At 74.7% G+C, this 6,523-nt stretch carries 6 protein-coding genes and 1 pseudogene; 3 read left to right on the plus strand and 4 right to left on the minus strand.

The window, feature by feature from the left end; all coding sequences use genetic code 11:
- Together AB4039_RS40705 and AB4039_RS40710 are read right to left on the minus strand one after the other, a co-directional pair.
- A pseudogene (locus tag AB4039_RS40705) lies at nt 1-740 on the minus strand (ATP-binding protein); the annotation flags it as partial.
- Between the two features lie 66 nt (nt 741-806).
- Nucleotides 807-1,202 (minus strand): cell division protein SepF, encoded by a 396-nt coding sequence (locus AB4039_RS40710; RefSeq protein WP_266843179.1) that lies wholly within the window; start codon nt 1,200-1,202, stop codon nt 807-809.
- Between the two features lie 98 nt (nt 1,203-1,300).
- Between AB4039_RS40710 and AB4039_RS40715 the strand changes: the two genes are divergently transcribed.
- From AB4039_RS40715 to AB4039_RS40725, 3 genes are all read left to right on the plus strand, one after another.
- Complete coding sequence (locus tag AB4039_RS40715) at nt 1,301-1,972, plus strand: TetR/AcrR family transcriptional regulator (protein ID WP_442273156.1); 672 nt, start codon at nt 1,301-1,303, stop codon at nt 1,970-1,972.
- Between the two features lie 44 nt (nt 1,973-2,016).
- Nucleotides 2,017-2,769 carry a DUF2470 domain-containing protein gene (locus tag AB4039_RS40720; RefSeq protein WP_266843176.1) on the plus strand — a complete coding sequence of 251 codons (753 nt, stop codon included), beginning with the start codon at nt 2,017-2,019 and terminating at the stop codon, nt 2,767-2,769.
- A gap of 94 nt (nt 2,770-2,863) precedes the next feature.
- Entirely contained in the window at nt 2,864-3,784 is a 921-nt protein-coding gene (locus AB4039_RS40725) for an NADP-dependent oxidoreductase (protein ID WP_266843175.1), read from the plus strand.
- Between the two features lie 84 nt (nt 3,785-3,868).
- On the opposite strand, the gene AB4039_RS40730 is transcribed toward AB4039_RS40725, so the two are convergent.
- Together AB4039_RS40730 and AB4039_RS40735 are read right to left on the minus strand one after the other, a co-directional pair.
- Nucleotides 3,869-5,203 (minus strand): LLM class flavin-dependent oxidoreductase, encoded by a 1,335-nt coding sequence (locus AB4039_RS40730; protein WP_442273157.1) that lies wholly within the window; start codon nt 5,201-5,203, stop codon nt 3,869-3,871.
- Nucleotides 5,204-5,630: 427 nt separating this feature from the next.
- A partial coding sequence (locus AB4039_RS40735) for an ABC transporter permease (RefSeq protein WP_442273158.1) occupies nt 5,631-6,523 on the minus strand: 893 nt, incomplete at its 5' end.

Genomic DNA, 6,523 nt, shown 5'->3' on the forward strand with positions numbered 1-6,523 from the left:
GGCCGGGGGTCGCAGGGGAACACCGAGCGCAGGGCGACCACGACCTGCTCGGCGGCGGCGAGCACCCGGCGCTGCCCGGCGGTGGCGCCGGCCACCCGCAGCGGCAACAGGGCGGTGGCGAGGCGGTCGTCGGGGAGCGGGGCGCGGGTCACGCCGATGGCGCCGCCGGTGAACCAGGCGGCCTGGACCGAGCGGCGGCGCGGGTCGCGCAGGGCGGTGGTGAGCAGGATCTGGCCGTCCTGGGCGAGGCGTTCGCCGACGACCCGCAGCGTGGGTTCGGCCTGGACGGCGAGGTCGAGGCGGACGGGCCCGACCGGGCCGTCGACGGTGCAGCCGACGCGGAAGCCCCGCCGCCCGTCCGGGTCGGGGACGGCCCGTTCGGGCACGTGGGCCACCGGGTCGGGGAACACCTCGTCCAGGGCGGCTCCGGAGGCCAGCCGGGACAGGGCCGCGTAGGCGGCCAGGGCCTGGGACTTGCCGCTGCCGCTGGCCCCGGCGAAGAGGGTCACGGGGCCGAGCGGGAAGGCCGCCGCCCGGTGCCGGCCGAAGGCGGCCAGCCGCAGTTCGGTGACCGCGGGCCGCCTCGGCCCCGCGATCGCCCCTAAGGGGGCGGAGGGAGGGGCGGCTGGGGAAGCGGAAGAAGAAGCGGAACCGGGAGGAGAGGGGCGGGAATCCGCAGAGGTACGGGATTCGGAAGGGAAGTCGGCGGCGGGCCGTGCCGCGTCCAGGGTGGCGTCCATGGCCGGACGGTACGGTCCGGCGGCCCGCCCTCGGGTGCGGCGAACCGTTCCACCGCCCGGACCTTCCTACGATCGGGGGACGGCCGCCGCCGCGATCCCCTCGACCTCGGTCCCCACCGGCGCCAGCAGGAAGACGTTCCGGTCGACCCGGTGCATCCCGCTGCCCAGTCCGAAGACGACACCGCTGCTGAAGTCGAGGATCCGCTTGGCCACTTCACCGTCCGCGCCCGTGAGGTCGAGCAGCACCGGGATCTGCGCGATCAGGTACTCCGCCACCTCCCGGGCGTCGGCGAAGATCTGGACCCGGATCACCACGAAGCGCCGCTGTTCCGCCGCGGACGCCCCGGGCACCGTGGGAATCGTGCGGTGGTCCACCCGGGAGGGCCATTCGTTGCGACTGCGCAGCGGCACCACCTGCGCGAGTCCCTCCCACTGTTCGTCGGTGACGTCGTACCTGCTCACCGGGCCGCCTCGGCCGTGCGCTTCATGTGCATCCCCCCATCCTCTCGCGTTTCACCCGTTCAGCCCAACACCGACACGAAGCACGTAGGGTCGCCGCCATGACCAATGGCGACGAGGTCCGCACGGTACGCGACATCTCAGGCGGTGGCCCCGTCCGGCGCGCCGCGCCGGGTACCGGTGGCCTGATTCCGTCCCCCCGGGGCCGGCAGCGGGCGGACGCGGTCCGCAACCGGGCCCAGATCCTGGGCGCCGCCGAGCAGTTGTTCACCGAACGGGACCCCCGGACGGTGACGATGGACCAGATCGCCAAGGCCGCCGGGGTCGGCCGGGCCACCCTGTACCGCCGGTTCCCCGACCCGCCGTCCGTCGCCGCCGCCCTCCTCGACGAACACGAGCGCATCCTGCAGGGCCGCCTGGCCTTCGGCGCGCCGCCGCTCGGCCCCGGGGCGCCGCCCGCGGAGCGGCTCGCGGCCTTCTACGCCGCCGCGCTGGAACACCTGGAGCGACACCTGCCACTGGCCCTGGGCATCCGCCCGGGGCCCGACCGTTTCGGCCGCGCCACCTACCGGCACTGGCGGACGCACGTACGGAGCCTGCTGGTGGACGCCGGCGCGGTCGATCCCGACGCCGACGTGGACGTACTGCTCAGCCCGCTCGCGCCGGAGGTCTACCAGTTCCAGCGGCACTCCCTCGGCCTGCCCCCCGAACGGATCACCGAGACCCTCGGCCGGCTGGCCCGCGGGGTACTCCCCGACCGACGAATAGGTTAGGTTAGGCATACCTAACCTGCTCGTCGGATGATGGAGACCTCCGCATGCGCCTGTCCGGTGATCCCGCCACTCCCGCCACGGCCCGGCCCAGCGACGCCGAGCGCGTCCGGTCCGTGCTGGCCGCGGCCCACTCCATGACCGTGGTCGTCGACGGCGTCCCCCACGAGGTGCGCCACCTCGACGGCTCCGACCTCCTCGGGCGGCTTCACCTGCACCCGGCCGCGCCCGCCGCCGGGGAGGCGGGCCCCCCGGTCGCCGACGAGCGCCCGGCGATCCGGCTGGAGTTCACCGACGTCGCCCCGACCCCGGTGCGCGAACGGGTGCGCGCCCGCGTCACCGTCCTGGGCCGCCTCCTCACCCCCTACTCCGGCGACGGCCGCGCCGAGAAGGAGGCCGCTCCCGGCGGCAGCACCTGCGTCGAGTACGGCCGGGCGCTCCTGGAGACCGCGGACGGGACCGCGTCCATCGGGCTGGAGGACCTGGACCGGGCCCGGCCCGATCCGCTCGCCCCGTACGAGGCCGGCATGCTCACCCACCTCCTCGACGACCACCCCGAGCTCGTCACCCTGCTGCTGCGGCTGGTGCGGCCCGCGCCTTCGGCCGCCGTGGTCCGCGCACTGCCGCTCGCCCTGGACCGGTACGGGATCACCCTGCGGCTGGAGGAGCGACACGGGCACCGCGACGTACGGCTGCCGTTCCCCTCCCTGCTGGACGACGTCGAACAGTCGGGCGCCCAGATCCAGGCCCTGCTCAGCGCGGCCCGGCGGCGTTCGCACCGCAATACCCTGCCGGCCTGAGGCCCGCCGGAGTTCCGCTGGAGCCGTCCTGGAGCCCGGGAACCGGGCGCCCGCCTTCCGGAACAGTCGCCGGAACCGGACCGTTGGGTCGTACATGAAGGCAATCACCTACAGCACCTACGGAACCCCGACCGAGTTGGAGCTCGTCGAGGTACCGGAGCCCAAGGTCGGGCCGGGCGAGGTCCTCGTCCGCGTCAAGGCCGCCGGCGTCAACCCCGTCGACTGGAAGCTCGCCGCCGGCTTCCTCGGTCACGTCCTCGAAGTCCGCCACCCCGTCATCCCCGGCTGGGACGTCGCGGGAACCGTCGAGGCCGTCGGCCCCGACACCTACGACTACGCCGTCGGCGACGAGGTCTACGGCTACGTCCGCAAGGAATGGGTGCAGCTGGGCACCTATGCCGAGCTGGTCGCCGCCCCCGTGCGCACCCTCGCCCCCAAGCCGCGCGGGCTGACCTTCGAACAGGCCGCCGGCCTCCCCCTGGCCGGGCTCACGTCCTACCAGGCCGTCACCCGGGCGGGCGTCACGGCCGGTCAGACCGTCGTCATCCACTCGGCCGCCGGCGGTGTCGGGTCTCTGGGCGTACAGATCGCGGTCCACCTCGGTGCCCGCGTCATCGGCACGGCGAGCGCCCGCAACCACGACTACCTGCGTTCCCTGGGCGCCGAGCCGGTGTTGTACGGGGACGGGGTGGCCGAGCGGGTCCGGGAGCTGGCCCCCGGGGGCGTCGACGCCGGGCTCGACTTCTACGGCGACGGCGGCGTCGAACTGCTGCAGTCGATCGTGCGGCCGGGCGGCGCGGTGATCTCCGTCGCCGACAACGACGCCGACGCCAAGGGCGCCAAGCACATCTGGGCGCGCGCCTCCACGGCCGACCTCACCGCACTCGCGGAGCTCGCCGACACGGGCACGATCACCGTCAAGGTGGGACACGTCCTGCCGCTCTCCGAGGCCGCCGCGGCGTGGGAACTGAGCGCGACGGGCCAGGCCCGCGGCAAGATCGTCCTCACCGTCTGAGTACGGGGGAACGCCCGCGGGGCGGCCGGAGTTCCGCACTCCGGCCGCCCGCGCGCCATCTCCCGGGCCACCCGGGAGGTCCGCTCACCCGGTCGGCCGGGTGTGACGGTTGGCGGGACGCGGCAGGCCGTAGTTCTCCCGGAGCGTGGCGCCGGTGTACTCGGTCCGGAAGAGGCCCCGGCGCTGGAGGACCGGCACGACGTGGTCGACGAAGTCGGTGAGGCCGGTGGGCAGGACGGGCGCCATGATGTTGAAGCCGTCGGCGGCGCCGTGCGYGAACCATTCCTCCAGCTGGTCGGCGATCTGCTCGGGGGTGCCGGCGTACACGCGGTGACCGCGCCCGGCTCCGAGGCGGGCGATCAGCTCGCGCAGGGTGAGCCCGTCCCGGCGGGCCAGTTCGGCGACGAGCGTGAAGCGGCTCTTGTTGCCGTTGATGTCCCGTTCCTCGGGGAGTGCGGGCAGCGGGCCGTCGAGGTCGGCCCCGGTGAGGTCGACGCCGAGCATGCCGGAGAGCTGCGCGAGACCGTACTCGGGCACCTGGAGTTCGGTGAGCTCCCGCTCCAGGGCCTTCGCCTCGGCCTCCGTGGAGCCGATGACGGGGGCGATGCCGGGCAGGACGAGGAGGTCGTCCTCGGTCCGGCCGTAGCGGGCCAGGCGCGACTTGAGGTCCTTGTAGAAGGTCTGGCCGTCGGCGAGGGTCTGCTGGGCGGTGAAGACGGCCTCCGCGTACCGGGCGGCGAACTCCTTGCCGTCCTCGGAGGAGCCCGCCTGGACGAGGAGCGGGTAACCCTGGGGCGAGCGGGGGACGTTGAGCGGACCGGCGACACCGAAGTACTCGCCGCGGTGGGCGGCGGGGTGCAGCTTGTCGGTGTCGGCGTAGACGCCGCCCTCCTTGTCGAGGACGATCGCGTCGTCCTCCCAGCTGTCCCAGAGCTTGGTGGCGACGTCGAGGAACTCGCGGGCGCGGTCGTAGCGGAGGCTGTGCTCCAGGTGTTCCTCACGGTTGAAGTTGCGGGCCTCGTCGACGGTGCCGGAGGTGACGATGTTCCAGCCGGCGCGGCCGTTGCTGATGTGGTCGAGGGAGGCGAACTTCCGGGCGGTGTGGAAGGGCTCGTTGAAGGTGGTGGAGACGGTCGCGATGAGCCCGATGTGCTCGGTGACGGCGGCGATCGCGGAGAGCAGGGTCAGCGGTTCGAAGCCGCCCAGGGCGTTGTGGCGGGCCTTGCCCCAGAGGGCGAGGCCGTCGGCGAAGAAGATCGAGTCGAGGCGGCCGCGTTCGGCGGTGCGGGCCAGTTCCTGGAAGTAGCGCAGGTCGGTGACGCGCTCGGGGCTGGCGTCCGGGTGGCGCCAGGCGGCGTCGTGGTGGCCGGCGTTCATCAGGAAGGCGTTGAGGTGGAGGGTGCGGCGGGGTGCGGGCATGTCTGTTCCCTGTCGGTGGACGCGGAGGGCGCTCCGCGGGTGGTGGGTGTCGCGGGCCCGGGGGCGACGGGCCGGGGGGCAGGAGGGCCGGGGGGGCAGGAGGGCCGGGGCCGGTGGGCCGGGGCCGGTGGGCCGGAGGCAGGGGCCCGGTGGGCCGGAGGCGGGTGGGCCGGAGGCAGGGGCCCGGTGGGCCGGAGGCGGGTGGGCCGGAGGCAGGGGCCCGGTGGGCCGGAGGCAGGGGCCCGGTGGGCCGGAGGCAGGGGCCCGGGTGGGCCGGAGGCGGGTGGGCCGGAGGCAGGGGCCCGGTCGGCCGGAGGCGGGTGGGCCGGAGGCGGGTGGGCCGGAGGCGGGGGCCCGGTCGGCCGGAGGCGGGGGCCCGGTCGGCCGGAGGCGGGTGGAAGGGCCTGGTGCGGAGGGGGCGGGCGCTTCAGGCCGCGGGGACGCGCCAGAGGCTGAGGCGGCGTTCGATCGCGACCAGGACCTGGTTGAAGGCGACGCCGATCGCGGAGATCGTCACGATCCCCGCGTACATCTGCGGGATCGCGAAGTTGAACTGCGAGGCGTTGATCAGGTAGCCGAGCCCGGCCTTCGCGCCGATCATCTCGGCGGCCACGAGGACGAGGATCGAGACCGCGCCCGCCAGCCGGATGCCGGTGAAGATCACCGGGACGGCGGACGGCAGGATCACCTTCTGGAAGAGCCGGGGTGTGGACAGGTCCATCGAGCGGGCCAGCCGGACCAGGGTGGGGTCGGCGTTGCCGACGGCGCTGATGGTGTTCAGCAGGATCGGCCACACGCAGGCGTAGACGACGATCGACACCTTCGAGGTCTCCCCGATGCCGAGGAGCAGTACGAAGACGGGCAGCAGCGCGAGGGCGGCCGTGTTGCGGAAGAGTTCGAGCAGGGGGCCGAGGAAGGCGGCGACCGGCCGGTACCAGCCGATCAGCAGGCCCAACGGGACGGCGACCGCCACCGCGATGGCGAAGCCGCCGAAGGAGCGGGTGAGGCTGGCCCGGGTGTGCTCGCCGAGTTGCCCGTCGCCGAGCAGGTCCCACCAGGCGCGGGCCACCTCGCTGGCCGGCGGCAGGAAGGTGGCGTCGACCAGTCCGGCCCGGGGCGCCGTCTCCCACACGGCGAGCAGGAGCAGGACCGCGGCCGAGCGCAGCAGGCCGGCCCTCAGCCAGCGGACCACCACCCCGGCCCGGCGCAGGGCGGGGGCCGGYGGGCGCGGGACGCGCGGGGTCTCGGGACGCGGTGCGGCGTCGGCGGGCGCGTCGGCGGGCGCGGGGGTCGAAGCGGCTGCCCGGGCGGCCGGGGTGG

The sequence above is a fragment of the Streptomyces sp. M-16 genome, assembly GCF_052114405.1.
In the GTDB taxonomy this organism is placed as follows: domain Bacteria; phylum Actinomycetota; class Actinomycetes; order Streptomycetales; family Streptomycetaceae; genus Streptomyces.